The 25,762-nt window shown below is 72.1% G+C and carries 26 protein-coding genes and 2 pseudogenes; 16 read left to right on the top strand and 12 right to left on the bottom strand.

All coding sequences use genetic code 11. The features are described 5' to 3' along the window. Window positions 1–43: 43 nt before the first annotated feature. Genes QF037_RS40995 through QF037_RS40985 form a run of 3 tightly spaced genes read right to left on the bottom strand, consistent with a single transcriptional unit; the run spans window position 44 to window position 3,546 of the window. On the bottom strand, window positions 44–847 hold the full coding sequence (locus QF037_RS40995; RefSeq protein ID WP_307034249.1) for an alpha/beta fold hydrolase: 804 nt from the start codon (window positions 845–847) through the stop codon (window positions 44–46). A 46-nt stretch (window positions 848–893) separates the two neighbouring features. Beyond that, on the bottom strand, window positions 894–2,195 hold the full coding sequence (gene entS / locus QF037_RS40990; protein ID WP_307034247.1) for an enterobactin transporter EntS: 1,302 nt from the start codon (window positions 2,193–2,195) through the stop codon (window positions 894–896). A 7-nt stretch (window positions 2,196–2,202) separates the two neighbouring features. Then, complete coding sequence (locus QF037_RS40985) at window positions 2,203–3,546, bottom strand: salicylate synthase (protein ID WP_307034245.1); 1,344 nt, start codon at window positions 3,544–3,546, stop codon at window positions 2,203–2,205. Window positions 3,547–3,722: 176 nt separating this feature from the next. On the opposite strand from QF037_RS40985, the gene QF037_RS40980 reads away from it, so the two are divergent. Genes QF037_RS40980 through QF037_RS40970 form a run of 3 tightly spaced genes read left to right on the top strand, consistent with a single transcriptional unit; the run spans window position 3,723 to window position 7,442 of the window. Next, window positions 3,723–5,351, top strand: coding sequence for a (2,3-dihydroxybenzoyl)adenylate synthase (locus QF037_RS40980; RefSeq protein ID WP_307034243.1), 1,629 nt, complete (start codon window positions 3,723–3,725; stop codon window positions 5,349–5,351). Continuing rightward, on the top strand, window positions 5,341–6,387 hold the full coding sequence (locus QF037_RS40975; protein ID WP_307034241.1) for a FecCD family ABC transporter permease: 1,047 nt from the start codon (window positions 5,341–5,343) through the stop codon (window positions 6,385–6,387). The genes QF037_RS40980 and QF037_RS40975 overlap by 11 nt, the downstream gene beginning before the upstream one ends. Beyond that, window positions 6,384–7,442, top strand: coding sequence for a FecCD family ABC transporter permease (locus QF037_RS40970; protein WP_307034240.1), 1,059 nt, complete (start codon window positions 6,384–6,386; stop codon window positions 7,440–7,442). The genes QF037_RS40975 and QF037_RS40970 overlap by 4 nt, the downstream gene beginning before the upstream one ends. 1 nt (window position 7,443) lies before the next feature. Here the strand turns inward: QF037_RS40970 and QF037_RS40965 are convergent, their stop codons facing one another. Continuing rightward, a complete protein-coding gene (locus QF037_RS40965) occupies window positions 7,444–8,400 on the bottom strand; it encodes a hypothetical protein (RefSeq protein ID WP_307034238.1) in 957 nt (318 codons plus the stop codon). Window positions 8,401–8,578: 178 nt separating this feature from the next. On the opposite strand from QF037_RS40965, the gene QF037_RS40960 reads away from it, so the two are divergent. Further along, on the top strand, window positions 8,579–10,861 hold the full coding sequence (locus tag QF037_RS40960; RefSeq protein ID WP_307034236.1) for a heavy metal translocating P-type ATPase: 2,283 nt from the start codon (window positions 8,579–8,581) through the stop codon (window positions 10,859–10,861). A 43-nt stretch (window positions 10,862–10,904) separates the two neighbouring features. On the opposite strand, the gene QF037_RS40955 is transcribed toward QF037_RS40960, so the two are convergent. After that, a complete protein-coding gene (locus tag QF037_RS40955; RefSeq protein ID WP_307034233.1) occupies window positions 10,905–11,600 on the bottom strand; it encodes a type 1 glutamine amidotransferase domain-containing protein in 696 nt (231 codons plus the stop codon). Between the two features lie 50 nt (window positions 11,601–11,650). On the opposite strand from QF037_RS40955, the gene QF037_RS40950 reads away from it, so the two are divergent. Further along, entirely contained in the window at window positions 11,651–12,577 is a 927-nt protein-coding gene (locus QF037_RS40950; RefSeq protein ID WP_307034230.1) for a LysR family transcriptional regulator, read from the top strand. Window positions 12,578–12,580: 3 nt separating this feature from the next. On the opposite strand, the gene QF037_RS40945 is transcribed toward QF037_RS40950, so the two are convergent. Then, window positions 12,581–13,531 (bottom strand): zinc metalloprotease, encoded by a 951-nt coding sequence (locus QF037_RS40945; protein ID WP_307034229.1) that lies wholly within the window; start codon window positions 13,529–13,531, stop codon window positions 12,581–12,583. Between the two features lie 180 nt (window positions 13,532–13,711). Here QF037_RS40945 and QF037_RS40940 point away from each other — a divergent pair, with 180 nt between their 5' ends. After that, window positions 13,712–14,029 carry a hypothetical protein gene (locus QF037_RS40940; RefSeq protein WP_307034227.1) on the top strand — a complete coding sequence of 106 codons (318 nt, stop codon included), beginning with the start codon at window positions 13,712–13,714 and terminating at the stop codon, window positions 14,027–14,029. 34 nt (window positions 14,030–14,063) lie between these two features. Here the strand turns inward: QF037_RS40940 and QF037_RS40935 are convergent. The 4 genes and pseudogenes from QF037_RS40935 to QF037_RS40920 form a co-directional block, all read right to left on the bottom strand. Further along, window positions 14,064–14,203 (bottom strand): annotated as a pseudogene (locus QF037_RS40935) (ABC transporter ATP-binding protein); the annotation flags it as partial. Continuing rightward, window positions 14,188–14,691, bottom strand: a complete 504-nt coding sequence (locus QF037_RS40930) for a TetR/AcrR family transcriptional regulator (protein WP_307034225.1) — start codon at window positions 14,689–14,691, stop codon at window positions 14,188–14,190. The gene QF037_RS40930 and the pseudogene QF037_RS40935, both read right to left, overlap by 16 nt. Window positions 14,692–14,728: 37 nt before the next feature. Next, window positions 14,729–16,810, bottom strand: coding sequence for an ATP-binding SpoIIE family protein phosphatase (locus tag QF037_RS40925; RefSeq protein ID WP_307034223.1), 2,082 nt, complete (start codon window positions 16,808–16,810; stop codon window positions 14,729–14,731). A 2-nt stretch (window positions 16,811–16,812) separates the two neighbouring features. Next, window positions 16,813–17,160: a hypothetical protein gene (locus tag QF037_RS40920; RefSeq protein WP_307034221.1), complete on the bottom strand. Its 348-nt coding sequence runs from the start codon at window positions 17,158–17,160 to the stop codon at window positions 16,813–16,815. Between QF037_RS40920 and QF037_RS40915 the strand changes: the two genes are divergently transcribed. The 6 genes and pseudogenes from QF037_RS40915 to QF037_RS40890 all read left to right on the top strand — a co-directional run bounded on the left by QF037_RS40915 (window position 17,159) and on the right by QF037_RS40890 (window position 21,314). Then, window positions 17,159–17,476 (top strand): hypothetical protein, encoded by a 318-nt coding sequence (locus QF037_RS40915; RefSeq protein WP_307034219.1) that lies wholly within the window; start codon window positions 17,159–17,161, stop codon window positions 17,474–17,476. The genes QF037_RS40920 and QF037_RS40915 overlap by 2 nt on opposite strands. A gap of 81 nt (window positions 17,477–17,557) precedes the next feature. Beyond that, a complete protein-coding gene (locus QF037_RS40910) occupies window positions 17,558–18,088 on the top strand; it encodes a DUF2269 domain-containing protein (protein ID WP_307034217.1) in 531 nt (176 codons plus the stop codon). A gap of 54 nt (window positions 18,089–18,142) precedes the next feature. Continuing rightward, window positions 18,143–18,388: pseudogene (locus QF037_RS40905) on the top strand (acyl-CoA dehydrogenase family protein); the annotation flags it as partial. Window positions 18,389–18,872: 484 nt separating this feature from the next. After that, entirely contained in the window at window positions 18,873–19,307 is a 435-nt protein-coding gene (locus QF037_RS40900) for an acyl-CoA dehydrogenase family protein (RefSeq protein WP_307034215.1), read from the top strand. A 105-nt stretch (window positions 19,308–19,412) separates the two neighbouring features. Further along, window positions 19,413–20,099, top strand: a complete 687-nt coding sequence (locus QF037_RS40895) for a LuxR C-terminal-related transcriptional regulator (protein ID WP_307034213.1) — start codon at window positions 19,413–19,415, stop codon at window positions 20,097–20,099. 120 nt (window positions 20,100–20,219) lie between these two features. Beyond that, window positions 20,220–21,314: an acyltransferase family protein gene (locus QF037_RS40890; protein ID WP_307034211.1), complete on the top strand. Its 1,095-nt coding sequence runs from the start codon at window positions 20,220–20,222 to the stop codon at window positions 21,312–21,314. Here QF037_RS40890 and QF037_RS40885 read toward each other — a convergent pair. Further along, window positions 21,244–21,528, bottom strand: a complete 285-nt coding sequence (locus QF037_RS40885) for a hypothetical protein (protein WP_307034209.1) — start codon at window positions 21,526–21,528, stop codon at window positions 21,244–21,246. The two genes, QF037_RS40890 and QF037_RS40885, sit on opposite strands and share 71 nt — an antisense overlap. Before the next feature lie 313 nt (window positions 21,529–21,841). Here QF037_RS40885 and QF037_RS40880 point away from each other — a divergent pair, with 313 nt between their 5' ends. The 3 genes from QF037_RS40880 to QF037_RS40870 are packed head-to-tail and all read left to right on the top strand — an operon-like array spanning window position 21,842 to window position 24,662. Beyond that, window positions 21,842–22,897: a FecCD family ABC transporter permease gene (locus QF037_RS40880; RefSeq protein WP_307034207.1), complete on the top strand. Its 1,056-nt coding sequence runs from the start codon at window positions 21,842–21,844 to the stop codon at window positions 22,895–22,897. 2 nt (window positions 22,898–22,899) lie between these two features. After that, a complete protein-coding gene (locus tag QF037_RS40875) occupies window positions 22,900–23,667 on the top strand; it encodes an ABC transporter ATP-binding protein (protein WP_307034205.1) in 768 nt (255 codons plus the stop codon). Window positions 23,668–23,675: 8 nt separating this feature from the next. Further along, window positions 23,676–24,662, top strand: a complete 987-nt coding sequence (locus QF037_RS40870) for an ABC transporter substrate-binding protein (protein ID WP_307034203.1) — start codon at window positions 23,676–23,678, stop codon at window positions 24,660–24,662. Window positions 24,663–24,681: 19 nt separating this feature from the next. Here the strand turns inward: QF037_RS40870 and QF037_RS40865 are convergent, their stop codons facing one another. Then, window positions 24,682–25,197 carry a GNAT family N-acetyltransferase gene (locus tag QF037_RS40865; RefSeq protein WP_307034202.1) on the bottom strand — a complete coding sequence of 172 codons (516 nt, stop codon included), beginning with the start codon at window positions 25,195–25,197 and terminating at the stop codon, window positions 24,682–24,684. Between the two features lie 26 nt (window positions 25,198–25,223). On the opposite strand from QF037_RS40865, the gene QF037_RS40860 reads away from it, so the two are divergent. Further along, window positions 25,224–25,742: a CGNR zinc finger domain-containing protein gene (locus tag QF037_RS40860; RefSeq protein ID WP_307034200.1), complete on the top strand. Its 519-nt coding sequence runs from the start codon at window positions 25,224–25,226 to the stop codon at window positions 25,740–25,742. The last annotated feature ends 20 nt before the right edge of the window (window positions 25,743–25,762 follow it).

The following is a 25,762-nucleotide window of genomic DNA, read 5'->3' as shown; positions in this document are numbered from 1 at the left end:
CCCAGCGTAGATACTTAGGTGAGGCTAACCTAAATCAACATCGTCAGGTGCGGAAGAAGTCGAGAAGCACGCGGTTCACCTCGTCCGGCCGCTCCAGATAGCCGTAGTGGCCGCAGTCCTTGATCTCCCGATAGACGGCGCCGGGGATCGCGTCCGCGACCTCGCGGCTCAGATGCGGTGGCAGGATCACGTCGTCGGCGAACCCGACGACCAGGCAGGGCACGGCGACGGCCCGATAGGCGGCGAGCCGTCCGTCGGGGACGTGGAGGTCCAACTGGGCCCGCGCGCCCGGCCCGTGGACCGGCGGGGCGAACTCGAAGATCTCCAGCCAGTCCTGGGCCTGGAGTTCGTCGTCCAGAGTGGCAGGCGAGAGGTTCTGGAGCGCTCGCACCCAGGCCGCGTAGGCCGGGGGCAGGACGACTCCGCTGTCGTACAGGGTGCGTTCGGCGCGGGCCATGGCGGTGCGCAAGGCGTCGGTGCGGCCCCGGGTGGCCATCAGGACGCCCTGGCGCACGAGTTCGGGCCTGGTGAGCATCAGTTCCTGGACGACGTACGCGCCCAGGGAGACGCCGACGACACGGCACGGGGCGAGGCCGAGGTGCCCGATCAGGCCCGCCGTGTCGGCGACCAGGTCGTCGATCGCGAAGCCCTCGGAGCAGTCGTCGCTCGGCGGGATGCCCCGGTTGTCGAAGGTGACGACCCGGTGACCGGCGGCCACGAGGGCCGGCACCTGGTGCAGGTGCCAGCCACGGCCGGCAGCGCCCTGGCCCATCACCAGGAGGACCGGTTCACCGTGGCCGCTGTCCTCGTAGTGCAGCCGGACTCCGTCGATCTGCGCACTCGGCATGGCTCCCCCAGCGGCTCCTGCGGTCCCTGCGGCTCTGGTGGTGGTCCTACGACGGCTTGTCGGTCGGTCTCGGGACGGCCTCAACCGCCGCCTTCTCCCCCTCTTCCGCCGACGGCCCGTGCAGGGTCGCCTTCCGCAGGTCCGGCATGGCCACAGCGAGCGTCGCCACACCGGCGAGGCAGATGACCCCGCCGAGCGCCGCGGCACCGCCCGAGGTTCCGAGCGCCCGCGCCACCAGGCCCGCCTCCAGGTTGCCGACGGAGGGGCCCGCGGTGGCCTGCGCGAGCCACAGGCTGCCGACGCGGCCCTGCAGACGGTCCGGGGTGTAGTGCTGGAGCAGGGCCCGGCGCAGGATCTCGGAGGCGGTGTCACCGAGGCCTGCCAGCGCCAGGAAGGTCAGCCCCAGCCACAGGTCGGAGCTCAGGCCGAAGCAGGCGATCCCCACGCCCCACACCGCCACCGCGCCGATCAGGGCCCGTCCGGTGTGATGCACGCGTCCGGTCCAGCCGCTGGTCAGCGCGCCGAAGAAGGAGCCGACCGCGGGGGCGGTGTAGAGCAGTCCGACGGTGGTGTCGCCGCCGCCGAAGTGCTCGGTGCCCATTTCCGGGAAGAGCGCGTACGGCATCGCGAAGACCACCGCGCACACGTCGATGAGCAGCAGTCCGGTGACGACCCGGTTGCCGCGCAGGAAGTGCCAGCCCTCCCCCATGGCCTTCAGCGGATGCTGCGCCTCCCCGGAGCCCTCGGGCGGCAGCGGAGGCAGCGGGGCCAGGAGCAGCAGGCCTACGACGTACACGGCCGCGTCGATGCCGAAGCACCAGGCCACGCCCGGGCCGGCCGCGATGACGCCGGCCAGCGACGGGCCGGCCATGCCGCCGAGCTGGGCGGTGAGGGTGGTCAGCGCGCCCGCCGCCGCGAGCTGGCCGGGGGCGACCAGGTTCGGGGTGGCCGCCATCATGGCCGGTCCGCCGAGGCCGCTGACACCGCCCGCGAGGACGGCCGCGACGAAGACGAACCAGACCTGCGGGTCGGGCAGGGCCGCGTTGACCGCGAGCGCCGCGATCACCACCGCGGTGATCGCCCGGGTGACGAGCACGACCCGGCGCCGGTCGACCCGGTCGGCGAGCACCCCGCCCGCGACCAGACCGACCAGCAGGGACAGGCCCAGCACCAGGCTCATCAGCCCGACTTGGACCGAGGACCCGGTCAGGTGGTAGATCTGCAGGCTCGCCGCCACCGAGGTGAGGTGGGTGCCGAGCATGGAGATCGCCTGGGTGGCGAACACCAGCCGGAAGTCCCTGCTGGAGCGCAGGGGCGTGACGTCGACGACGACTTCTCCGAGACGCACGGGCTTCCTAACCCTGGAGGGACGGCGCGACGACCCGCGCCGGTTGCGCGGGGACGACGTAGGGGGCGACGCTGCGCAGTTTCTCGCAGGTCTCCTCCAGCTCCCGTTCGGGAGTGGACCCGGAGAGGATGCCGGCGCCGGCCCGCAGCCAGGTGCGCCCGCCCTCCTCGAAGAGGCTGCGCAGCACCAGGGCCGCGTCGAGGCCTCCGTCGCTTCCCGCCATCAGCACCGCGCCACTGTAGATCCCGCGGCGCTCCCGCTCCAGACGGGTGATGCAGTCGTACGCCGGACCCTTGGGGATGCCGGACGCGGTGACCGCCGGGAAGACCGCCCGGAGCACGTCCCAGGCGCTCGCATGGTCGGCCAGCTCGCCGTGCACGCTGGACCCGAGGTGCTGGACGCTGCCGCGCTGCCGCACGCTCAGCAGGTCACGGACCAGGACCGAGCCGGGCCGGCACACGGTGGCCATCTCCTCCTCGGCCAGTTTGACGGAGAGCACGTGCTCGGAGATCTCCTTGGGATCGGCGAGGAGTTCGGCGCGCAGCCGCTCGTCCTCCCGCTCGCCGAGGCCGCGGGCGCGGGTGCCGGCGAGGGGCTGGGTGACGACGTGGCCGTCCGCGTCGACCTCGGCGACGGTCTCGGGGCTGAATCCGACGACGCGTCGGCCGCCGAGGTTCAACAGGTAGGAGCGGGCGGGTGTGTTGTGGGTGCGGCCGTGGACGTAGGTGGCGACGAAGTCGACCGGGAAGGGGATCGTGAGGGTCCTGGAGAGAATGACCTTCTGGAGTTCGGTGGTGCGGATCTCCTCCAGTGCCTCCGACACCATCTCCGGGTAGCCGCTGCCGGTGCCGGAGACCTCGATGGGCCGGGGTTCGGCGGTGCGGGGGACGGTGGGCTCGGACAGCAGGGCCACCAGGGATTCGAGGGTCTCCTGGTCGGTACTGCGCACCCGGGCGCCGTTCTGACGCAGCCTCACTTCGCTGTGCGGGACGACGAGATGGAGCAGCCGGTCGTCGCCGGCGCGGTCCGGGCGGTCGGTGTGAAGGTGGGAGAACTCGAAGGCCATCCAGCCGTAGGCGTGCCATCCGGCCACGTCCATGGCCGCTAACTCTTCCTGCACTTGGCGCAGCGGATGCGCTCCGAGCGGGGTCACCGTCTCGTCGGTCAGCCATCTGGCGCGGATCTCGGACCGGTCGACCACGATCTCGCCGAGCGCTCCTCCGGCGAACCAGCAGTCGCCCTCCCGCTCGTACACGACGTACTGGTCGAACAACCCCGACTCGGCCAGTCTCGCGGCCAACAGAACGGGATCTCCCGGCAGTTCCGTCTCCGCGCTCCGGTAACGCAGCAACGAGCCACCTCCGTTGACTTAGGTTAACCTAACCTAATTAAGTCAACCCTAGACTCCGCATCGGAGACGCGTCCAGAGCGCCCCCACCCCGTACGCCCCTCCCGATCCCGCATCCAGGCTTGACCCTGATCGCTCATTAGGTAAGCCTTTCCTAAACAGGCAGGCGGGAGTTGAGCATGCTCGACGGTTGGGTGCGCTGGCCGGAGCCGCTGGCGCAGCGGTATCGGACCGAGGGGTACTGGGCGGGCCGGCCACTGGACCGGCTGCTGCGGGACCGGGCCCGGCAGGCTCCGGAGCGGATCGCGCTCGTGGACGCCGAGGGGAACCGCTGGACGTACGCGGAGCTCGATCTGCGCGCCGACCGCACGGCGGCGGGACTGCGGAGGGCCGGCATCGGCAGCGGTGACCGGGTCGTCGTCCAACTCCCCAACACGGACGCCTTCGTGGTGCTGTTCTTCGGGCTGCTGCGGGCCGGTGCCGTGCCGGTGCTGACGCTCCCCGCGCACCGGGAGAGCGAACTCGTCCATGTCGCCGAGACGGCCGGCGCGATCGCCCTGGCGATTCCCGACACGCTCGACGGCTTCGACCACCGCCCGCTCGCCAGGGCCGTGCGCAAGGCGGTGCCGAGCGTCGAGCACGTCCTGGTGGCCGGTGACCCCGCCGAGTTCACCGCGCTCGCCGACGTGGACGCCGAGCCGGTGCCGCTGCCCGAACCGGACCCCGGTGACGTGGCGGTACTGCTGCTGTCCGGCGGCACGACCGGCAAGCCGAAGCTCATTCCGCGCACCCACGACGACTACACGTACAACGTCCGTGCGAGCGCCCAGGTCTGCGGTCTCGACGAGTCCACCGTCTATCTGGTGGTCCTGCCGACCGCGCACAACTTCGCGCTGGCCTGCCCCGGTCTGCTCGGCACCCTGATGGCCGGCGGCACCGTGGTGCTCTCCCCCACCCCCAGCCCCGACGACGCGTTCGCGCTGATCGAGCGGGAGAAGGTCACCATCACGGCCGTGGTCCCGCCCATCGCCCTGCTGTGGCTGGACGCGGTGGAGTGGGAGGACGCCGATCTGTCCTCCCTCGCGCTGCTCCAGGTCGGCGGCTCCAAACTGGGCGCCGAACCGGCGGCCCGGGTCGGACCCGCGCTCGGCTGCAGGCTCCAGCAGGTCTTCGGCATGGCCGAGGGACTGCTCAACTACACCCGCCTGAATGATCCCGCGGAGCTGGTGATCGGCACCCAGGGGCGGCCGTTGTCCCCGGCCGACGAGGTCAGGGTGGTCGACGAGGACGGACACGACGTGGCTCCGGGCGAGACCGGGGAGTTGCTCACCCGCGGGCCGTACACGCTGCGCGGCTACTACCGGGCCGCCGAGCACAACGCCCGGTCCTTCACCGACGACGGCTTCTACCGCACCGGCGATCTCGTCAGGGTGCTGCCCACCGGCCATCTGATCGTCGAGGGCCGGGCCAAGGACCAGATCAACCGGGGCGGCGACAAGATCTCCGCCGAGGAGCTGGAGAACCACATCCTCGCCCACCCCGCGGTGCACGACGCCGCCGTGGTCGGCATGCCCGACGCGACGATGGGCGAGCGCACCTGCGCCTACCTCGTACCCCGCGGACAGGCCCCGACCCAGCGGGAGCTGGCCGCCTTCCTCACCGAACGCGGCGTCGCCGCCTACAAGTTGCCCGACCGCGTCGAACAGACCGACGCGTTCCCCCGTACCTCCGTCGGAAAGATCGACAAGAAGACGCTCGGCCGCCGCATCGCCGAGCGGCTGCGCGCGGAGGGAAGCGTTGGCAACTGAGTCCGCCACGGCGGCACTTGCCCGAAAGCCCCCACGGCGCCGGAACTCCACCCGCACACTCGCGGTCCTCGGCGCCCTGCTCCTGCTGCTCGCGGCCGTCATGCTCAGCCTGGCGGTCGGCTCGCGCTCGCTGCCGCTGTCCACGGTCGTCGACGCCCTGCTCCACGACGACGGCTCGACCGCGAGTTCGGTGATCTGGGACGTACGGGTGCCCCGCACCCTGGCCGGCATCGCCGCCGGGGCCGCGCTCGGTGTCGCGGGCGCGCTCATCCAGGCACTGACCCGCAATCCGCTGGCCGACCCCGGGCTGCTCGGCATCAACGCGGGGGCCGCCGCCGGGGTGGTGGTGTCCATCACGGTGCTGGGGCTGACCAGTCTGTGGGCCTCGGTGTGGTTCGCGATGGCGGGGGCGGTGGTGGCGGGGTTGCTGGTGTACGCGCTGGCCTCGGGCGGACGGGCCGGTGCCACCCCCGAGCGGCTGGCGCTGGGGGGCGCGGTGATCGCCGCCGTGTTCACCGGCATCGGCCAGACCCTGATGCTGCTCGACGCCCAGGCCCTGGACCAGCTGCGGTTCTGGAGCGTGGGTTCGCTCGCCCGGGCCGGCAGCGAGACCCTGACGACCATCGCGCCGTTCGTCGGCGTGGGCCTGCTGCTCGCGCTCTGTCTCGTCCGGCCGCTCAACGCGCTGGCGCTCGGCGAGGACGGCGCCCGCGCCCTGGGTGCCCATGTGGACCGGACCCGGTTCGTCGGCCTGCTCGCCGTGACGCTGCTGTGCGGGGCGGCGACCGCCGCCGTGGGTCCGCTGGTCTTCGTCGGGCTCGCCGTGCCGCACATGGCCCGGATGATCGCCGGGGCGGACCAGCGCTGGACTCTGCCGCTGTCGATGCTGCTCGCCCCGGCCCTGCTGCTCCTCGCCGATGTGCTGGGCCGGGTCGTGGTCCGCCCCGACGAGCTCGACGCGGGTGTGGTCACCGCGGTGATCGGCGCGCCGGTGTTCATCGCGCTCGTGCGCCACCGCCGGGTGGTGGGCGTATGACCACGCAGACGGTCCCCGCGCGGAGCCATGTCGTCCGCAGCCGGTCCCACCGGTTCTCCCTGCGGGTGGACGTACGGGTGGTGACGGTCTGCGCGCTGGTGCTGGCCGCCACCGTGGGCGTTGGTGTCCTCGCGCTCGGCACCGGGGAGTACACGATCTCCCCGGCGGACGTCGTACGCACCCTGCTGGGCAACGGGAGCCGGCGGACGGACTTCATCGTCAACGAGCTACGACTGCCCCGGCTGGTCACCGGCATCCTCGTCGGTGCCGCGCTCGGGCTGAGCGGGGCGCTGTTCCAGAGCCTGACCCGCAATCCGCTCGGCAGCCCGGACATCGTCGGCTTCACCTACGGCTCGGCCACCGGCGGTCTGCTGGTCGTCCTGCTCGCCGGCGGCACCGGCGGCCAGATCGCGGCCGGTGCGGTGGGCGGCGGCCTCGCGACCGCGATCCTGGTGTACGTCCTGGCCTGGCGGCACGGCATCCACGGCTACCGGCTCGTGCTGGTCGGCATCGGCGTCAGTGCCCTGCTCCAGGGCGTCAACGCCTATCTGCTCGCCAAGGCCCGCTTCACCCAGGCCGCGCAGGCGATGGTGTGGCTCAACGGCAGCCTCAACGGGCGGGGTTGGCAGGATGTCCGGCCGGCCGCCCTCGGACTGCTCGTCGTGCTGCCCCTGGTCGCGCTCGCCGCGAGCCGGCTGAAGATCCTGGAGATGGGCGACGACGTGGCGGGCGGTCTCGGGGTGCCCGTCCAGCGCACCCGGCTGCTGATCCTCGTCCTCGGCACGGCGGCCTGTGCGGTGGCCACCGCCGCGGCCGGCCCGATCCCCTTCGTGGCCCTCGTCGCACCGCAGCTGGCCCGGCGCCTCACCCGGGCGCCGGGCCCCAACCTCCTGGCCGCCACCTGTACCGGCGCCTTCCTCGTGGTCGCCGCGGACTTCGCGTCCCAGCGGATCCATGAGACGGCCCAGCTGCCGGTGGGGGTGGTGACGGCGGTGGTCGGCGGGCTGTATCTGGGGCTGCTGCTGCGCGGGCAGCGCCGGTCGGGCCGGATCTGAGTCAGTGGCCGTGGCCGCCCTCGTCGGTATGCGTACCGGCCTGCGCTCCGGTCCTGACCGTGAACGCCGCCGTGTGCACCTGTCCTTCGTGCTTGAAGTCCAGGAACAGGCGGTACGCGCCCTCGCTCGGTGCCGTGGCGGTGAAGGAGATGTCCGGGCCCGACGCGGTCTTCCCGTCGCCCGGTTCACCGTTGGGGTGGACATGGAGATAGGCCAGGTCGCCGGAGCGCAGGGCGACGAGGTGGCCGTAGGCGCCGAGGTAGGGCTGGAGGTCGGTGACGGGCCTGCCGTCACGGGAGACCGTCAGCTTGACCTCGCCCTCGCCGCCCGGGCGCAGGCCGCCGCTCAGCTCGACCTCGTAGCCGTCCGTCTCGGCCGTGGCGTCCGGCGCCGGAAGCCGCTGCGGCGCGTAGGAGCCCGAGGCCGCCAGGTCCGCGCCGAGGGTGAGGTTCTCGGCGCCCTTCTTCGCCGGGGTGAAGTCGGCGAAGACGCGGTAGCCGCCGGCACGGGGCAACTCGACGGGGATGCTCCAGGTGCCGTCGGCGGCGCGAGTGGGGTGCAGGTGGCGGTAGGTGACCAGGTCGCGTGAGGCGACGATGAGGTGGAGTTCCTTCTCGTGCTCACGCCGGTACGCGGTGACGGCACGGCCACTCGCGTCGCGGACGGCGAACCGCAGCTCGGCTCGCTGCCCGGCGGCGACGCTCGGGGTCTTCAGGTCGAGGGTGTAGCCGCCTTCGGAGATCTGCAGTCCCCCGGGCGCGTGACCGGCACCTCCGGCACCCGCCGCGCCTCCGCCGCCCGCGGCACCACCTCCGTCCGGCGACTCTTCGTGACTTTCGTGGCTCGCTGGCGCACTCTCCGCGACGGCCGGGTCGATGGCCCTGCCCACGCCGTACGCGGTGCCGAACGTCGCCGCCAGCGCCGCTGCGAACGCGGAGATCTTGAGTCCTGCGTGCATGACCAGCTCCTGGAGAACACGGCCTCCCGCCTTGGGATACGAGGCCTCGATGCAGCTGACAATACCCCTAGGGGGTATGAAGTCAACCCCTCCGGACCGCTTGCCTTTGATACCCCCCAAGGGTATACAGGAGCATGTGCCGCAGATACCCCCGCCCCGTATTCCACAAGGAGTGGCGATGACCACCACCGCGACCGGAGCCCCTGCCGAGGTAGAGCTCGCCATCGGCGGCATGACCTGTGCCTCGTGCGCCGCGCGCATCGAGAAGAAACTGAACCGCATGGCCGGGGTGACCGCGACCGTCAACTACGCCACCGAGAAGGCGAAGGTCAGCTACGGCGGCGAGGTCAGCGTGCGGGACCTGATAGCGACCGTCGAGAAGACCGGGTACACCGCACAGGAACCCGTACCGGAGGAACCCTCGGACGAACCGGTGGACCACGAACTCCGGTCACTGCGCGAGCGGTTGGTCACCGCGGTCCTTCTCGCTCTCCCCGTCGTCGCGATGGCCATGATCCCGGCCCTGCAGTTCGAGTACTGGCAGTGGCTCTCGCTGACCCTCGCCGCGCCCGTGGTGACGTACGCCGCATGGCCCTTCCACAAGGCGGCGTTCACCAACGCGCGGCACGGCGCGGCGACGATGGACACGCTGATCTCGGTCGGCACGCTGGCCGCGTTCGGCTGGTCGCTGTGGGCACTGTTCCTCGGGACCGCGGGGACGCCGGGCATGACGCACCCCTTCGAGCTGACGATCGCTCGCGGTGACGGTGCCGGGAACATCTACCTCGAGGCCGCCGCGGGTGTCACCGCCTTCATCCTGGCCGGGCGGTACTTCGAGGCACGGTCCAAGCGGAAGGCGGGCGCGGCGCTGCGGGCGCTGCTGGAACTGGGCGCGAAGGACGTCACCGTGCTGCGGGCCGACGGCAGTGAACAGACCGTTCCCGTGGGCGAGTTGAAGGTCGGCACCCGCTTCGTCGTCCGCCCGGGGGAGAAGATCGCGACCGACGGGACGGTCGTCGAGGGCTCGTCGGCGGTGGACGCGTCGATGCTGACGGGCGAGTCCGTGCCGGTGGAGGTCGCCCAGGGTGACGCGGTCGCCGGTGCCACGGTCAACGTCGGCGGCCGGCTCGTCGTCGAGGCGACCCGGGTGGGCTCGGACACGCAGCTGGCGCGGATGGCGAAGCTGGTGGAGGACGCGCAGAACGGGAAGGCCGCGGCCCAGCGGCTGGCGGACCGGATCTCCGCCGTGTTCGTGCCCGTGGTGATCGCCCTCGCGCTGGGCACCCTCGGCTTCTGGCTCGGCAACGGGGCCGGTCTGACGCCCGCCTTCACCGCCGCGGTCGCCGTGCTGATCATCGCCTGCCCGTGCGCCCTGGGGCTGGCGACGCCGACCGCGCTGCTGGTGGGCACGGGGCGCGGCGCGCAGCTCGGGATCCTCATCAAGGGCCCGGAGGCCCTGGAGTCCACGCGCAAGGTCGACACCGTCGTCCTCGACAAGACGGGCACGGTCACCACGGGCCGGATGACGCTGCTGGCCGTGCACACCGCGGACGGTACGAGTGAGGCCGAAGTCCTGCGGCTGGCAGGCGCGCTGGAGCACGCCTCGGAGCATCCGATCGCCCGGGCGGTGGCCGACGGGGCGCTGACGAAGCTGGGTGCGCTGCCCACGCCCGAGGACTTCGCGAACGTGCCGGGGCTCGGGGTGCAGGGCACCGTCGAGGGCCACGCGGTACTCGTCGGCCGGGAGCGGCTGCTGGGCATGGGGGTCCCCCCGCTCGAGCGCAGCCGAGAGTGCGGGAGGGCGATGGAACTGCCCGTGGAGCTGGCCCGGTTGAAGGCGGAGGCCGAGGCGTCCGGTCGTACGGTCGTCGCGGTCGCCTGGGACGGCGAGGCGCGGGCGGTCCTCGAGGTGGCCGACGCGGTGAAGGAGACCAGCGCGGAGGCGATCACGCGGCTGCGGGCGCTCGGTCTGACCCCGATCCTGCTGACCGGTGACAACGAGGTGGTGGCGCGGGCCGTCGCCCGCGAGGTCGGTATCGCGCCCGAGGACGTGATCGCCGAGGTGCTGCCGCAGGACAAGGTCGATGTCGTCAAGCGGCTTCAGGGCGAGGGCCGTTCGGTCGCGATGGTCGGCGACGGCGTCAACGACGCGGCCGCGCTCGCCCAGGCGGACCTGGGGCTGGCCATGGGCACGGGCACGGACGCGGCGATCGAGGCCGGTGACCTGACCCTGGTCCGCGGCGACCTGCGCGCGGCGGCGGACGCGATCCGGCTGGCCCGCCGGACCCTGGGCACGATCCGGTCCAACCTGTTCTGGGCGTTCGCCTACAACGTGGCCGCGCTGCCGCTGGCCGCGGCGGGCCTGCTGAACCCGATGCTGGCCGGGGCCGCGATGGCGTTCTCGTCGGTGTTCGTGGTGGGGAACTCGCTGCGGCTGCGGTCGTTCAAGGCGGCCGAGTGAGCGGAGTGCCGGACCACCGCGGTGGTCCGGCACTCCGGTGACGTCAGCCCAGCTTCTTCAGCAGCTCCACGGCCAGCGGGGCCGAGGACGCCGGGTTCTGGCCGGTGACCAGGTTGCGGTCGACCACGACGTTCGGCACCCACGGCTCGCCCACCTGGACCTGGACGCCGGCCTCGGTCAGCCGGTCCTGGAGGAGCCACTTGGCCTTGTCGGCGAAGCCGGCCTGGGTCTCCTCGGCGTTGGTGAAGGCGGCGATCCGGTACCCGGCGAAGGAGTTGGCTCCGTCGGCCTTGACCGCGGCGAGCAGCGCGGCCGGGGCGTGGCAGACGACGCCGAGGGGCTTGCCGGACTCCAGCGCGCTGGTGAGCAGTTCACCGGAGTCGGTGTTGACCGCGAGGTCCTCCATGGGGCCGTGGCCGCCGGGGTAGAAGACGGCGGCGTAGTCGTCCAGGTGCACGTCCTCGAGGCGGATCGGGTTCTGGAGCTCGGTCGCCGCGGCGATGACACCCGCGACCCGGTCGGCGTTCTCCTGGCCGCCGTTGACCTCGGCGGCGAGGCTGCCCTTGTCGACGGTGGGAACGACGCCGCCGGGAGTGGCCACGGTGATCTCGTGACCGGCGGCCTTGAAGGCCTCGTAGGGGGCCACGGCCTCCTCGCCCCAGAAGCCGGTGGGGTGCTGCGTGCCGTCGGCCAGCGTCCAGTGGTCGACGCCGGTGATTACGAAGAGGATCTTTGCCATGCTCCGACGGTAAGTCGATCCACCCATAAGAATCCAATAGGCTCCTGTATGTGAGAGATAGGGAATCCAATCACCACTCGGTGGCGGCACCGCTGGACCTGAATCTGCTCCGCACGTTCCTGACCGTGTACCGCACCGGTTCCTTCACCGCCGCCGCCCGCCTCCTCGGCCTGTCCCAGCCCACGGTCACCACCCAGATCCGCGCCCTGGAGCGGCAACTGGGCCGCGAGCTGTTCGAGCGGATGGCCCGCGGTGTCGCGCCCAGGCCTTACGCCGACGAGCTCGCCGCCCGGATCACCGAGCCCCTGGACTCGCTCGCCACGGCCACGGGAGCGGACGACGCCCCGGCCGAGCCCGTGCACCTCGCCGGCCCGGCCGAGTTCCTCACCGTCTCCGTCCTGCCCGGTATCGCGCCGCTGGTGGAGTCGGGCGTACGGCTGCGCGTGACCCCGGGTCTGACCGAGCCGCTCCTGGAGGAGCTGCGCGCGGGCCGCCACGACCTGGTGATCGCCACGTTCCGGCCGCGCGGGCGCACCCTGACCTCGGTGGCCCTCAACGACGAGGAGTTCGTGCTGGTCGCCGCCCCCGAGCGGGCGGAGCGGACAGGCTCTGCGGCCCGGATCGCGGCGGAGGGGGCGGCCGCGCTGCACGGCGTCCCCCTGGTCGCGTACGCCGAGGACCTGCCCATCGTGCGCCGCTACTGGCGGCATGTCTTCGGCAAGCGGCTGGCGCGTGACCCCGCGGTCACGATGCCCGACCTGAACGCGGTGAAGGCGGCGGTCATGGGCGGTGCGGGGTTCTCGGTGCTGCCCCGCTATCTGTGCGCGGCAGAGCTGGCGTCGGGCGCGCTCATCCTGCTCCACGATCCGGACGACCCGCCCATCAACACCGGCTTCCTCGTGCAGCGCCCGGGCGCCTCGGGCAATCCTCATGTGGCCCTGGTCCGCGATCACCTGCTGAGGGCCGCCCGGGAGTGAGGGCTAGAGCTTGAGGAACGACGAGCGCGGGCCCTCCAGAGTGGCGTCCATACGGGCCAGCTGCCCCTGCGTGAACATGAACATCCCCGCGTCGTCGGTGTAGTCCATGTAGTTCACGAACATGTCCCCGTCGGGCGCGTTGTTGCACGTCACATGGGGGAACGTGGGTGTCCCGAAGTTGGGGCCGCCCGCGTTGGGGGTGTCCGCGACGAAGTCGCTGCCGCTGCAGCCCTGTCCGTCGTCGCCCCAGATGTGAAACAGGTTGAGCCAGTGGCCCACTTCGTGGGTCGCCGTGCGACCGAGGTCGAACGGGGCCCTCGCGGTCCCTGTCGTACCGACGAAGGGGTGGGCGATGACGAGGCCGTCGGTGGCGGCCGGGCCGCCCGGGAACTGGGCGTAGCCGAGGATCTCGCCGACGGTGGGGTCTTGGAGGCGCGGGGCCACCCAGAAGTTGAGGTACTGGTCGGCGGGCCAGGCGTCCTGTCCGCCGCTCGCCGTGAACTTGATCGCGTCGTCCATCCCGAAGGTGTCCGTCTCGGTCCGGGTGCGGGTGATGCCGCTGGTGGGCAGCCCGTCGGGGTCCTGGGAGGCGAGCCGGAACTCGATACGGCAGTCGGCTGCGAGGGGCTGCCAGGCCGCGGGCACCTTCGACACGTCCGGGTTGAGCATCCGGTAGTCCTGGTTCAGGACATCGATCTGGCCGGCGATCTGATCGTCGCCGATGTCCTGCTCGGCGGTGTGGTGGACGACGTGCACCACGACGGGGATCACCGTCACACCGACGCGGGCCGGCGTCTCCAGACCCTGCTCGAAGGCGAAGGCCCGGTTCTCCACCGCGTCCCGCGCCATGGCGTACGAGGGGTCCTCGGTCAGCAGCCTCCGGTGCACCGGCATCGTGCCGCAGACACGGTGTGCGGGGGTGGGAGTGGTCTCGTCTGTCTCGTTCTCGGGCACGTCGCACCGCCTGGAGATGGCCGCACCGCAACGGCGCGGAGGTGAGGGTGGAGCGGGCCCGTTGAGGTTTACCGTAGGGCGACGGAACGGACACGGTAAGCAGAATCGCAAATTCCGCCGTAAGTACGGCGTTGTCTTCCGTATCGGTTCAACCTGTCACAGATCAGGAGGTGCCCGGCCATGAGCGGTCCGCCGCCGGAACTGATCGGAACCTGGGTGCACGCGTACGAGGAGGACTCCCCCGGCGTCACGGTGTACCGCCCGGCGGGCTATCCGCTGCCGCCCGCACGCGGCCGCCGGGGGCTGGAGTTCGCCGCGGACGGCACCTTCACCGACCGCCCCCTCGGCCACGCCGACGCACCCGGGCGGCGCACCGGCCGCTGGGCGACGGCGGACGCGGAGGGGCATCGGCTCGCGCTCAGCGTCCCCGGCGCGGACCGCCAGTTGGAGGTTCTGTACATCGACGATCAGGTGCTCAAGGTGCGGGCCTCCGGCTGATCGACGCCTTGGCCGCCCGACCGGGACGACCGTCGGCGCCCTCGTCGATGATCCGGCCGGCCTTTATGGCGATCACGTGATCGGCGTCCGGCAGGCCTGGCTGAGGTCGTGCAGCACCATGACGACCGTGCGACCCTGCTGCCGGTTGAGGTCGGTGATCAGGTCCGGGACGTCGTGTCGGCTCCATCGTCCTTGAGGGCCGCGGAGTTGACCTCCTCCAGGAGGGCGAGCGTCATGGCTTCGAGCCCCGCGCTGAGCACGGCGGGCGGCAACCGGGTGTGGAAGACGCCGTCGCGCCGTCCGCGCTCCGGGATCGCGGTGGCCGCAGCGCGGGCGGGGGCCGGGATCTCGGACACCCGCTCCACGCCCAGGTCGCGTCGGGCCGGCGCCGGCAGGAGGCGGCAGCGGTCCCCGACGGGCCAGAACGCGAACACGATGCGCGCGAGCGCCGCCCGCTCGGCCGATTCCTCGGGCCACGCCCCGGACTCCAGCGCGGCCCCCAGGGACTCGGCGGCTTCGTCGGCCAGGGCCCCCAACAGCGCCTGACGCCCGGGGAAGTGGCCGAACAGTGTGCGTCGTACGACACCGGCGGCGCGCGCCAGTTCCTCCAGGGTGACGTCCGGGTCACGGCCGAGTTCCTGGCGGACCACGGGCTTGGTCACGGGGAACGACCTCGGTCGACGGCTGCGGGGTGGGCGTTCACTCCGGCACAGTGATCTCCAGCAACGTCTGGAGCGCCTCGTCGGACTCGTTGAGCTCGGCCCAGACCGTCTTGCCGTGGGAGGCGTGGCGGGTGCCCCAGTGCTCGGCGAGCTGGGCGACCAGGAACAGTCCGCGGCCGCCCTCGTCGAAGGTGCGGGCCCGGCGCAGGTGCGGGGTGGTGCCGCCGGCGTCGGAGACCTCGCACAGCAGGCCCCGGTCGTGGATGAGGCGCAGCTGGATGGGGGGCCGGCCGTGGCGGATGGCGTTGGTGACCAGTTCGCTGACGACCAGTTCGGTGGTGAAGTCGAGTTCCTCCAGGCCCCAGATCCGCAGTTGCCGGGCGACGTTCGCGCGGGCCCGGCCGACGGCGGCGGGGTCGGCCTCCAGATCCCAGGTGGCGACCTGACGGACGCCCAGGGCGTGGGTGCGGGCGAGGAGTAGGGCGACGTCGTCGTCCGGGCGAGTCGGCAGCAGGGCCTCCAGGACGGTGTCGCAGGCGGCCTCCAGCGAGGGGCCGGCCCGGGCGAGGGCGCCGCGCAGCAGGGCGAGGCCCGCCTCGACGTCGTGGTCGCGGGCCTCGATCAGTCCGTCGGTGTAGAGGGCGAGGAGGCTGCCCTCGGCCAGATCGACCTCCGCCGCCTCGAAGGGCAGACCGCCCAGTCCCAGCGGCGGGCCCGGCGGCAGGTCGAGGAGGTCGACGGTGCCGTCGCGGGTCACCAGGACCGGCAGCACATGGCCCGCGCGGGCCAGGGTGCAGCGGCGGGAGACAGGGTCGTAGACGGCGTAGAGGCAGGTCGCGCCGATGTCGCCGGCGGGCTCGCCGTCCGGGTCACCGGCGGCCTCGGCGGACAGGCGCAGGACGATGTCGTCGAGGTGCGTGAGGAGTTCCTCGGGTGGCAGGTCGAAGTCGGCGAGGGTGCGTACGGCGGTGCGCAGCCGGCCCATGGTGGCGGCGGCGTGGATGCCGTGGCCGACGACGTCGCCCACCACCAGCGCGACCCGGGCGCCGGAGAGGGGGATGACGTCGTACCAGTCGCCGCCCACGCCGACCCGGTCACCGGCGGGCAGATAGCGGCAGGCGACCTCGACGGCGGACTGCTGCGGCATGTGCTGCTGGAGCAGGCTGCGCTGGAGGGTGAGGGCGGTGGCGCGGGCGTGGGTGTAGCGGCGGGCGTTGTCGACGGCGACCGCGGCCCGCGCGGCGATCTCCTGGGCGAGCAGCAGGTCCTCGTCGTCGTAGGGGTCGGCGGCGTCGTGACGGACGAACTGGGCGACGCCGAGGGTCGTGCCGCGGGCGCGCAGCGGCACGACCAGGGTCGAACGGTTTCGGGAGGGCTCTCCGGTGGCCAGGGCCCGGGCCGGTGGCGATCCGTCCGGGTAGGTGTGGAGCCGCGGTTTCCGCGCGGGCGGTCGCTGGGCGATCCGGCGCAGGACGGGCGGGTCCGCCGTCGGCATGTCAGGTCCGTACAGGGCGGAGTCGAGCAGGTCCACGGTCACGCGGTCGGCGAAGTGCTCGACGGCGAGGTCGGCCAGTTCCTGGGTGGTGCGGGTGATGTCCAGCGTGGTCCCGATGCGCAGCCCCGCCTCGTTGACCAGGCAGAGCCGTGCCCGCAGCCGGTGTTCCCGCTCCTCCTGGTAGGCCAGGACGCCGTACTCGGACGTGCGGTCCACATAGCCGGTCGCCGTCGCCAGCAGCTCCCGGGTCGCGGCGCTGAGCAGTTCGGTGTCGTCGGTGAGCCGCGGCAGCTCCTGGAGCAGCCGGTCCAGGACGACACCCTGTCCGAGGCGGAAGGCCCGCAGCAGTGTGCTGACGGGGATGCCGTGCCGGGCGAGCCGGCGGGCCCGTTCGATCTCCGCGGCCGGCGGTTCGACGCGGCTCGGCCCGACTCCGTGCTGGAGGACCTCCAGTACAGCGACGACGTGGTGGGCGATGTTCGCCGAGGCCATGGCCTCGGGGTCGTCCCACAGCTCGGGGACCTCGTCGCGCAGACACTCCTCGACATCGCGGATCAGCCCGTCCGCCGCCCGGCTCAGTGCCTGCGCGGCCCGGGACACCAGACGGTCCGCGGTGGCGTCCACTCTTACGACGGTACGCCGGTCACCGTCGCGTGGGGCCTCTTCCGGGTCGGAGTACGGGATTCCGTGATAGGGACTCCGCAGCTGGGGTGATCGACAGGTGGGGGCACCGTGTGGGGCAGGGTTTCGGCGGCTGTGGTGGTGGTCTGCGTGCTGGCGCTGGCGGGCTGCACTTTCGACGGCGGCGGGAGTACGGCTGCCGAGGCGACGGAGACCGAGGCGAGCGCCGCGTCCACACCCGCCTCGTCGTCCGCGCCGGCGAGCACGACTCCGAGTGCGAGCGCGGGGTCGAGTGCGCGCCCGTCCCCGACGCCGGTGCCCGTCAGGAGTCCGGGGCAGACGCTGGTGTCCATGAAGATCAGCGGCGGTTTCGCCGGGGTCGGCCAGTCGGTGGTCCTGCGCGGCGACGGCGCCGTGCACGCCGTCGACGACCGCAAGGGCTCGGTGGTGCACCGGACGGCCGCGGCCGAGTTCGAGAAGCTGCGCCTGCTCCTCGGCGATCCGGCGCTGAACGACGTATCGGACGTCACGATGAACATGGGCGCCGCGGACATGTTCCAGTACGAGGTCCGCTTCGAGGGCCGCACCGTCCGCACGGACCGCTCCGCCGAGCAGCCGCCGCTCGACGCGCTCATCAGCGCCCTGCGCGCGTATCTGCCGAAGGGCTGAGCACCGTACTCCGAGGCAAGTACGCGCGGTTACTCCCGCCGTCAGACGCCCCGGGAGCCCCGGCCCGGCACCGTGGGTCGGGTGAAACTGACACGCCCCGCCCGCCGGGCCTCCCTCGTCGTCCATGTCACCGCCTCCGCCGGCTGGCTCGGGCTCACGCTCGGGCTGCTGGCGCTGGGAGTCACCGCGACCACCACCGGGTCGGCGGTGACCGTCGAAGCCTCCGTCCGGACCATGAAGCTGTTCGCGGACTGGCTGCTCCTCCCACTGGCCTTCCTCACGCTCCTCAGCGGCCTGCTGCTCTCGCTGGGCACCCCGTGGGGTCTGGCGCGGCATCGCTGGGTCTGGACGAAGTTCTGGCTGACCCTCGCGACGACCACCGCGACGGTCTTCGCGCTGCGCCCCGGGGTGAACTCCGCGGTCGCGGCCGTCGCCGCGGGCGGACCGCTGCCCGACGCCGGCGACGTGCTGTTCGGGCCGATCGTGTCCCTGTCCGCCTACGTCTTCATGACGGTGATCTCGGTCCTCAAGCCCTGGGGCCCCACCCGACGCGGCCGCAAGTTCCGGGCGGCCTCCTCCGGCCGCGCGAAGATCCCAACTCCCGTTGCCTGACAGGCCATTGACGATGCGGCCCCTTCGCGTCACGGTGGGCACCGGAGGTCGCCCATGCCAGCACCCCGTTCCGACGCGGACCTCGTCGCGCGTGTCCACGCGCTTCGGCCGTTGATCAGCGAGCACGCGCTGCGCACCGAGGAGCAGAGGAGGGTAACCGCCGAGGTTGTCGCCGCGTTGACGGACGCCGGGGTGTACCGGATGAACGTACCCCGGCGGTACGGCGGTTATCAGACGCGGCCGCGTACCCAGGTGGACGCGCTGGCGGAGGTCGCCGCCGCGTGCGGTTCGGCCGGGTTCACGGCGCTGATCCAGGCCGGCTGCGCCTTCATCGCCGCGCTCTTTCCCGACGAGGCGCAGGACGAGATCTTCACGAGCCCCGACGTGCGGGTCGGCGGGACTCTCGTCCCGGACGCCACGGCGGTCGCGACGGACGAGGGCTATGTCGTCAACGGCACCTCGGGCTTCGCCACCGGCTGCCAGGACGCCGACTGGCATCTGCTGACGGCGCGGGTCGAGTCCGGTGAGGGGCCGCCCGAGGTGCTGTGGACCGCCGTACCCATGGCGGAGCTGGAGGTTCTCGAGGACTGGTACGTCTCCGGGCTGGCCGGGAGCGGCAGCAACAGCGTCGTCGCGCGCGACGTCCTCGTGCCCGCGCACCGGGTCCTGCCCGTCGGGCCGCTGCTGGCGGGCGAGTTCCCCTCGAAGGCCAACGCCGACGACCCCTTCTACCGGATGCCCGTGCTGCTGATGTTCTGCGCCTGGACCGCGTCCCACGCGCTCGGTGTGGCCCCGGGGCGCCCTGGCGGAGTTCACCGAGCGCATCCATCGGCGGGGCATCACGTACACCTTCCACCAGCGGCAGCACGAAGCCACCGTCACCCATCTCCAGTCGGCCGAGGCCGCGATGAAGGTCTCCTGCGCCGAGCTGCTGGCGGGCGACCTCGTCGCCCGGATCGAGGCCGGTGAGCCGTTCACGACCGAGGAGCGGGCGAAGATCCGTGCGCAGACCGGCTATGCGGCGCGGCTGGCCAAGGAGGCCGTGGATCTCGTCGCCTCCGCCTCCGGGGCCTCCTCCCTGCGCCGGGAGACGCCGATCCAGCGGGCGGTACGGGATGTGCAGGCGCTGAATCTGCATTCCTTCGTCAATCCGGCGACCAACCTGGAGCTGTACGGCCGGGTCCTGGCCGGGCTCGACCCGGGCACGCCGTTCCTCTGAGCGGAGGAGGTGATCGAGACCACAAAAGGAACGGGTCCGTTTCGATGCCGGAGGGGTATTCTGAGATCCAGGTGAACGAAACGGTTTCGTTTAGAAGGAGCCGGTATGACCTCCGTAGTCATCGCCAGCGATCAGTCCCTCCAACGGCACGGCCTGCGCATCCTGCTGGCCGCCGTGCCCGATCTGACCGTTGCCGGTGAAGCCCGCAGCGGAACCGAGGCGGTCCGGCTGGCCGCCGTGCTCCGCCCGGACGTCGTCCTGCTGGACGGCCGTATCCATGAGACGGAAGGCACCGAGGTCATCCGCCGGATCACCCGGCCCCCGGCCCTCGCCGTGACGGTCCAGCCCGCCGACCCGGCACGCGTCCTGGTCCTGACCCCCACCAGCGACGAGGGGCACGCCTACGCCGCCCTGCGCGCCGGAGCCGGCGGCTTCCTCCCCCAGGACGCCACCCCCGACGAGCTGATCGCCGCCATCCGCGTCGTGGCCACCGGCGACTCGGTCATCACCCCCCATCTGACCCGCGCTCTCATCGACACGGTCCGCCAGTCGCAGCCCCTCGGCCCCACCGCGTCGGGCGTCGGGCTCGACACCTTCACCCAACGGGAGCGCGACGTCCTGACCGCCGTCGCCTCCGGCTGGTCGAACGCCGAGATCGCCGCCCGGCTGTCCATCGCGCCCACCACCGTCAAATCGCACGTCAGCCACATCCTCGCCAAGATCGGCGGACGCGCCCGCGTCCAGGCGGTGGCGTTCGCCTACGAGTCGGGGCTGGTGCGCCCGGCGGCCTGAGAGGTTTGCCGCGCCGAGAAGTGGTCAGGCGCGTGGGATGTCCCAGGTACTCATCACAGCAGCCCCTTCCGTCAGACACGTATCGGCCGGCTTCCTGCGCGGTGCGCAGGGGGCGGTGTGGTGAGCGCGCCCACGGACGTTCCAGCCAGGACACCCCGGCAGGACACGGCGCCGCGAACCGAGCCGGTGAAGCGGCGGGACGCGTTCTTCGACAACGCCAAGTATCTGGCGATCGTGCTGGTGGCGACGGGACACGCCTGGGAGCCGCTGCGCGACGGCAGCAGGACCGTCTCCGCGCTCTACATGCTCGTCTACGCCTTCCACATGCCCGCGTTCATCGTGATCGCCGGCTACTTCTCCCGGAGTTTCGACGCGAGCCCGCAGCGGCTCAGGCGGCTGGTGACCGGGGTCGCCGTCCCCTACGTCGTCTTCGAGACGGCGTACACCTTCTACACCCGGTGGACCGACGGGGTCCCGGACCGTCCGGTCAGCCTCCAGGAGCCGCTGTATCTGACGTGGTTCCTGGCCGCCCTGTTCATCTGGCGGCTGACCACCCCGGTGTGGCGTTCCGTACGGTGGCCACTGCCGCTCGCCCTCGCCGTCGCCATGCTGGCGACCACGGCCCCGTCCATCGGCGAGGACTTCGATCTCCAGCGCACCCTTCAGTTCCTGCCGTACTTCGTGCTCGGCCTGTGTCTGAAGCCGGAACACTTCCGGCTGGTCCGGCGCTGGAAGGTGCGGATCGCGGCGGTGCCGGTGTTCGCCGGCGCGCTCGCGGCGGCGTACTGGGCGGTGCCGCGGATGAGCGGCGCCTGGTTCTACCACCGCGACAGCGCCCAGGAACTCGGTGCGCCCGCCTGGTACGGCCCGTTCATGACCCTGGTCGTGTTCGCCTGCTCGACGCTGCTGGTGGCCTGCTTCCTCTCCTGGGTGCCCGGGCGGCGGATGTGGTTCACGGCGCTGGGCGCGGGCACGCTGTACGGCTATCTGCTGCACGGCTTCGTCGCCCAGGGCTCCAAGCCCTGGGGCTGGTACGACCCCGCCTGGGTGTACGAGCCGCTCGGCGAGATCGTCGTCACCGTCGTCGCGGCCGCGATCGTGACCGTGCTGTGCACACCGCCCGTGCGCAGGGTGTTCCGGTTCGTCATGGAGCCGGACCTGAAGTGGGCCTTCCGCGCCGAACGGAACCGGGAGCGTGTCGTCCTGCGCGCATGAGGCTCAGCGCGGCGCCGGGGTGGTGGCCGGCGAGGACGGCGGCCGTGAGGTGCCCGCGACCGTGGGGGGGCGGGGTGACCTCCGGCAGCCGGATCTCGCCGCCGGACGGGATCGCGGTGATGACCATCACCACGGCCATGGCGGCCAGGGCGATCAGCACGAGGGCCGTGAGCAGCCGGGAGCGCGGGTCGCGCGGCTGCGCATGGGTGTTCACCTCCCCGCCCCTCCCATGACAGCACAGACCACCCGACACCGGACAGGGCACAACCGCGCCTCCCCCCACGGCCGGTCGACACCCCTGTTTGCTACGCTCCCCGAGCCTCCCGCGGGGGAAGTCCGGTGAGAGTCCGGCGCTGACCCGCAACGGTGTGCGCGACGGTGTGTCGCGTGAGCCCGATCGCCCGTGGGTGGCGCGACCCGTTGACTGCTCGCCGAGGACTGCGAGAGGGGACCGCGCGGCCTCGGGGTCGTACGGGCCGGCTCCTTGACGTTCACCAGGCGGCCCCACCCGAAGGACCGCCCCGACCGTGCGCCCAAGTACCGCACCGAGCCGAATACCCCTGCCCCCGTTGGCGATCGGGACGGCGCTGCTCCTTCTGGTGTCCCTGGTCGGTGGTGTGGGGCTGGGGGCCGCCGGGATCGGCTGGGCGGAGGTCTTCCGGTTTCTGTGGGCCGGGCTGACCGGCGGGACCGTTCACACCGACGACGTCGCCGCGTACACCATCGTCTGGGAGATCCGGCTGCCGCGGGTCGTGCTCGGTGCCGTCGTCGGGGCGGGGCTCGCGGCCGTCGGGGTGGCCGTGCAGGCGATGGTCCGCAACGCGCTCGCCGACCCCTTCGTGCTCGGCATCTCCTCCGGAGCCGCGGTGGGCGCCAACGCGGTCATCCTGCTCGGCGCGTTCGCCGGGCTCGGGATCTGGGCCCTGTCGGGGGCGGCGTTCGCCTCGGCGCTCGCGGCGATGGTGCTGGTCTACGCCGCGGCCCGGTCTCCGCACGGGCTGACCCCGCTGCGGCTGGTTCTCACCGGTACGGCGCTGGCGTACGGCTTCGAGGCGGTCACCACGGTCATGGTGTTCGGCGCGGCGCGCGGTGAGGCGGCCCGGTCGGCGCTGATGTGGCTCCTCGGCAGTCTCGGCGGGGCGACCTGGGCGCAGGTGCCGCTCGTCGCCGTGACCGTGGCGGCCGGGTGGGCGTGGCTGCGGTGGCGGGCCGAGTCGCTCAACGCGCTGGCGATGGGCGACGAGACCTCGGCCGCGCTGGGTGTCCGGCCGGCGTCGCTGCGACGGGAGTTGTTCCTCGTGACCGCCGCGGTGACCGGGACCGTGGTCGCGGTGAGCGGGGCCATCGGGTTCGTCGGGCTGATGGTGCCGCATGTCGTACGGATGCTGGTCGGCGCGGACCACCGGCGGGTGCTGGCCGTGGCGCCGCTCGCCGGGGCCGTCCTGCTGGTGTGGGCGGATGTGCTGTCCCGGCTGCTGCTGGCGCCCGCGGAGCTGCCCGTCGGAGTGATCACCGCCGTGGTGGGCGTGCCCGCCTTCCTGCTGCTGATGCGGCGCGGCGGCTATGCGTTCGGAGGCCGCTGACGATGAGGCTCGACATCGAGGACGTCACGGTCGAGATCGCCGGGGCCCGGATCGTGGACGAGCTCCGACTCGCCGTGGACAGCGGGGCGTTCGTCGGACTCGTCGGCCCCAACGGCAGCGGGAAGTCGACGCTGCTGCGCTGTGTGTACCGGGCGCTGCGGCCCGCCGGGGGTGTGATCCGGCTCGACGGGGAGGACGTGCACACGATGCCGGCCCGGGACACCGCCCGGGTGCTGGCGGCGCTGCCGCAGGAGTCGTCGGCGGAGTTCGACTTCACGGTCGCCGAGGTGGTCGCCATGGGGCGGCTGCCGCACCGGGACCGTACGGCCGCCGCCGACGCGGAGATCTGCGCCGAGGCCATGGGGCGGACCGGTGTGGAGCACCTCGCCGAGCGGGGGTTCCTCGCCCTGTCCGGCGGTGAGAAGCAACGCGTCCTGATCGCGCGCGCCCTCGCCCAGCGGCCCCGGGTGCTCGTCCTCGACGAACCCACCAATCACCTCGACATCGCCCACCAGTTGGACGTGCTGTCCCTGGTGCGCGCCAGCGGTGTGACCGTGCTCGCCGCCCTGCACGACCTCAACCTGGCCGCCGCGCACTGCGATGTCCTGTACGTGATCGCGGGCGGCCGCGTCGTCGCGTCCGGATCGCCGCACGACGTGCTTCAACCGGCCCTGCTCGCCGAGGTGTTCGGGGTGCGCGCGCATCCCGTACGGCATCCGGAGACCGGTGCCGTCCAGCTGCTGTTCGACCTGCTTCCGCAGAAACCGTGAGGACCCCCATGCGCAAACTGCTCGCCGCCGCCCTGTGTCTCGCCGCGACCGCCACCGGATGCGGTGCGTCGGTCGAGACGACGCCGAAGGGTCCCGGGTCGTCCTCGGTCACCCTCACCAACTGCGGCAAGAAGGTGACGTTCGACAAGGTCCCCGAGCGTGTCGTCACCAACGACGTCGGGATCACCGAGCTGATGTTCGCGCTCGGCCTGGAGGACCGGATGGCCGGGTTCGCCATGCCCGACGACAAGGGCGACCTCAGCGGCGTCCCCTGGAAGGACGGCTACGACAAGGTCCCGTGGCTCTCCAAGGACCAGCTCACCAAGGAGAACGTCCTCGACGCCCGCGGCGACATGGTCTTCGCGGGCTGGAACTACGGCTTCCGCGAAGACGCCGGCTTCACCCCCGACGCCCTGAAGAAGCTCGGCATCCCCTCGTACATCCTCACCGAGTCCTGCCGCAACGACCGGACGAAGACCTCGCGCGGCATCATGCCGCCGCTGGAGGCCCTCTACACCGACCTCACCAACCTCGGGAAACTGTTCGGCGTCGAGAAACGCGCGGCCACGCTGATCTCCGGGTTCAAGAAGGAGATCGCCGACGTCCATGCCCAGGCTCCGGCGAAGAAGCCGACGGTGTTCCTCTACGACAGCGGCCAGGACCAGCCCTTCACCTCCGGCCGCTACGCCGCCCCCGACCAGATCATCAGCGAGGCCGGCGGCGTCAACGTCATGCACGATGTGCGGGACTCCTGGACCACGGTCGGCTGGGAGAGCGTGGTGGAGCGCAACCCCGACACCATCGTGATCTGCGACTACGGCGACGTCAGCGCGGAGCAGAAGAAGAGGTTCCTGCTCTCCTACGCCCCCCTGCGCAACGTCTCCGCCGTCAAGCACCGGCGGATCTTCACGCTCGACTACGTCGACCTGGTCGAGAGCCCCCGCAATCCCTCGGCGATCGCCCGGCTCGGCGCGTACCTCCGGACGGCCGGGTGACCGACCAGGGAATGGCGTCTCACGGGCGCCGGTACAGGGCGGGGTCGGGGTGCGGGGTGAAGCCGAGCTCGCGGTAGAGCGGTTCGCCCTCCGCGGAGGCGTACAGGTCGACGCGTGCGACCTCGCGGTCCCGGAACCAGCTGAGCAGGCCTCGCATGATCGCGCGGCTGTGCCCGCGCCGCCGGTGCGCGGGGTCGGTGATCACGCCGATGACCTGCCCGATCCGGCCGTTGTGCAGGTGCGGTCCTGGCAGCCGTTGCTCGATGGTGCCGATGCCGCAGGCGGCGAGGCCTCCGTCGGTGCCGTCCACGACGAGGATGCGTACGCCGTCCGCGGTCAGCTGCTCCTTGAGCACCACGGCCAGGGCGTCCAGCCAGCCGTCGTCCGTGGTCGCGGGGTCGAAGAAGTCGCCTCCGAGGTGCTCGAACAGCAGCGTCCGCAGGCGGACGAGTTCGACGAGGTCGTACTCCACGGCCTGCCGTACATCGGTTACGGCCTGCCGTACGTCGGATCGGGGTCCGGTGCGTTGTTCCATGACCATGACCCTGATGTAATGACCTTATGCACCTCAACCCTTACGGCGAGGATGCCGTGAAGCTGGCCGCCGACCTGGCCAACCGCCGCCCGGCGAGCGCCGAGGAGCTCGCCGACCGCTGCCGCGCCGCCGGGCTGGTGGTGGAGGGCCCGGCCACGCCGGAGGATCTGGAGCGCACGGCGGTCGTGCTGGACACGTGGGAGAAGGTCGTCGACACCACGGACGAGCACGAGCGCGCCGAGCTGGTCAACGGGATGCTGGCCGCGGCCGCCGCCTACCCGCGGATGACCGACCACGTGGGCTCCGGCTGGCATCTGCACTACCGCGACGAGGGACAGCCGCTCAGCGGCGTGCTGTTCTCCCTGATCGCCGTGGGCACCGCCCTCCACCTGACGGGACGCGGCGTGCACCGTCTCAGGCGCTGCGCCGTGACGGAGTGCACCACGGTCTTCGCCGACACCTCACGCACGGGCAGACAGCGCTACTGCTCCCCGCGCTGCGCCAACCGCGACGCGGTCCGCCGCCACCGGGCCCGCGCCGCCTAGGGGTACCGAACGGGTACCGG

The sequence above is a fragment of the Streptomyces canus genome (genome assembly GCF_030815415.1).
GTDB lineage: Bacteria > Actinomycetota > Actinomycetes > Streptomycetales > Streptomycetaceae > Streptomyces > Streptomyces canus_F.
This window is presented reverse-complemented; position numbering and strand designations above follow the sequence as displayed.

What these genes read in the sequence shown, in the direction of transcription:
- QF037_RS40995 (WP_307034249.1), bottom strand. Translation starts at nt 847, where the DNA reads ATGCCGAGTGCGCAGATCGACGGAGTCCGGCTGCACTACGAGGACAGC.
- QF037_RS40980 (WP_307034243.1), top strand. Translation starts at nt 3,723, where the DNA reads ATGCTCGACGGTTGGGTGCGCTGGCCGGAGCCGCTGGCGCAGCGGTAT.
- QF037_RS40970 (WP_307034240.1), top strand. Translation starts at nt 6,384, where the DNA reads ATGACCACGCAGACGGTCCCCGCGCGGAGCCATGTCGTCCGCAGCCGG.
- QF037_RS40965 (WP_307034238.1), bottom strand. Translation starts at nt 8,400, where the DNA reads ATGCACGCAGGACTCAAGATCTCCGCGTTCGCAGCGGCGCTGGCGGCG.
- QF037_RS40960 (WP_307034236.1), top strand. Translation starts at nt 8,579, where the DNA reads ATGACCACCACCGCGACCGGAGCCCCTGCCGAGGTAGAGCTCGCCATC.
- QF037_RS40955 (WP_307034233.1), bottom strand. Translation starts at nt 11,600, where the DNA reads ATGGCAAAGATCCTCTTCGTAATCACCGGCGTCGACCACTGGACGCTG.
- QF037_RS40940 (WP_307034227.1), top strand. Translation starts at nt 13,712, where the DNA reads ATGAGCGGTCCGCCGCCGGAACTGATCGGAACCTGGGTGCACGCGTAC.
- QF037_RS40915 (WP_307034219.1), top strand. Translation starts at nt 17,159, where the DNA reads ATGAAGATCAGCGGCGGTTTCGCCGGGGTCGGCCAGTCGGTGGTCCTG.
- QF037_RS40920 (WP_307034221.1), bottom strand. Translation starts at nt 17,160, where the DNA reads ATGGACACCAGCGTCTGCCCCGGACTCCTGACGGGCACCGGCGTCGGG.
- QF037_RS40895 (WP_307034213.1), top strand. Translation starts at nt 19,413, where the DNA reads ATGACCTCCGTAGTCATCGCCAGCGATCAGTCCCTCCAACGGCACGGC.
- QF037_RS40875 (WP_307034205.1), top strand. Translation starts at nt 22,900, where the DNA reads ATGAGGCTCGACATCGAGGACGTCACGGTCGAGATCGCCGGGGCCCGG.
- QF037_RS40870 (WP_307034203.1), top strand. Translation starts at nt 23,676, where the DNA reads ATGCGCAAACTGCTCGCCGCCGCCCTGTGTCTCGCCGCGACCGCCACC.
- QF037_RS40865 (WP_307034202.1), bottom strand. Translation starts at nt 25,197, where the DNA reads ATGGAACAACGCACCGGACCCCGATCCGACGTACGGCAGGCCGTAACC.
- QF037_RS40860 (WP_307034200.1), top strand. Translation starts at nt 25,224, where the DNA reads ATGCACCTCAACCCTTACGGCGAGGATGCCGTGAAGCTGGCCGCCGAC.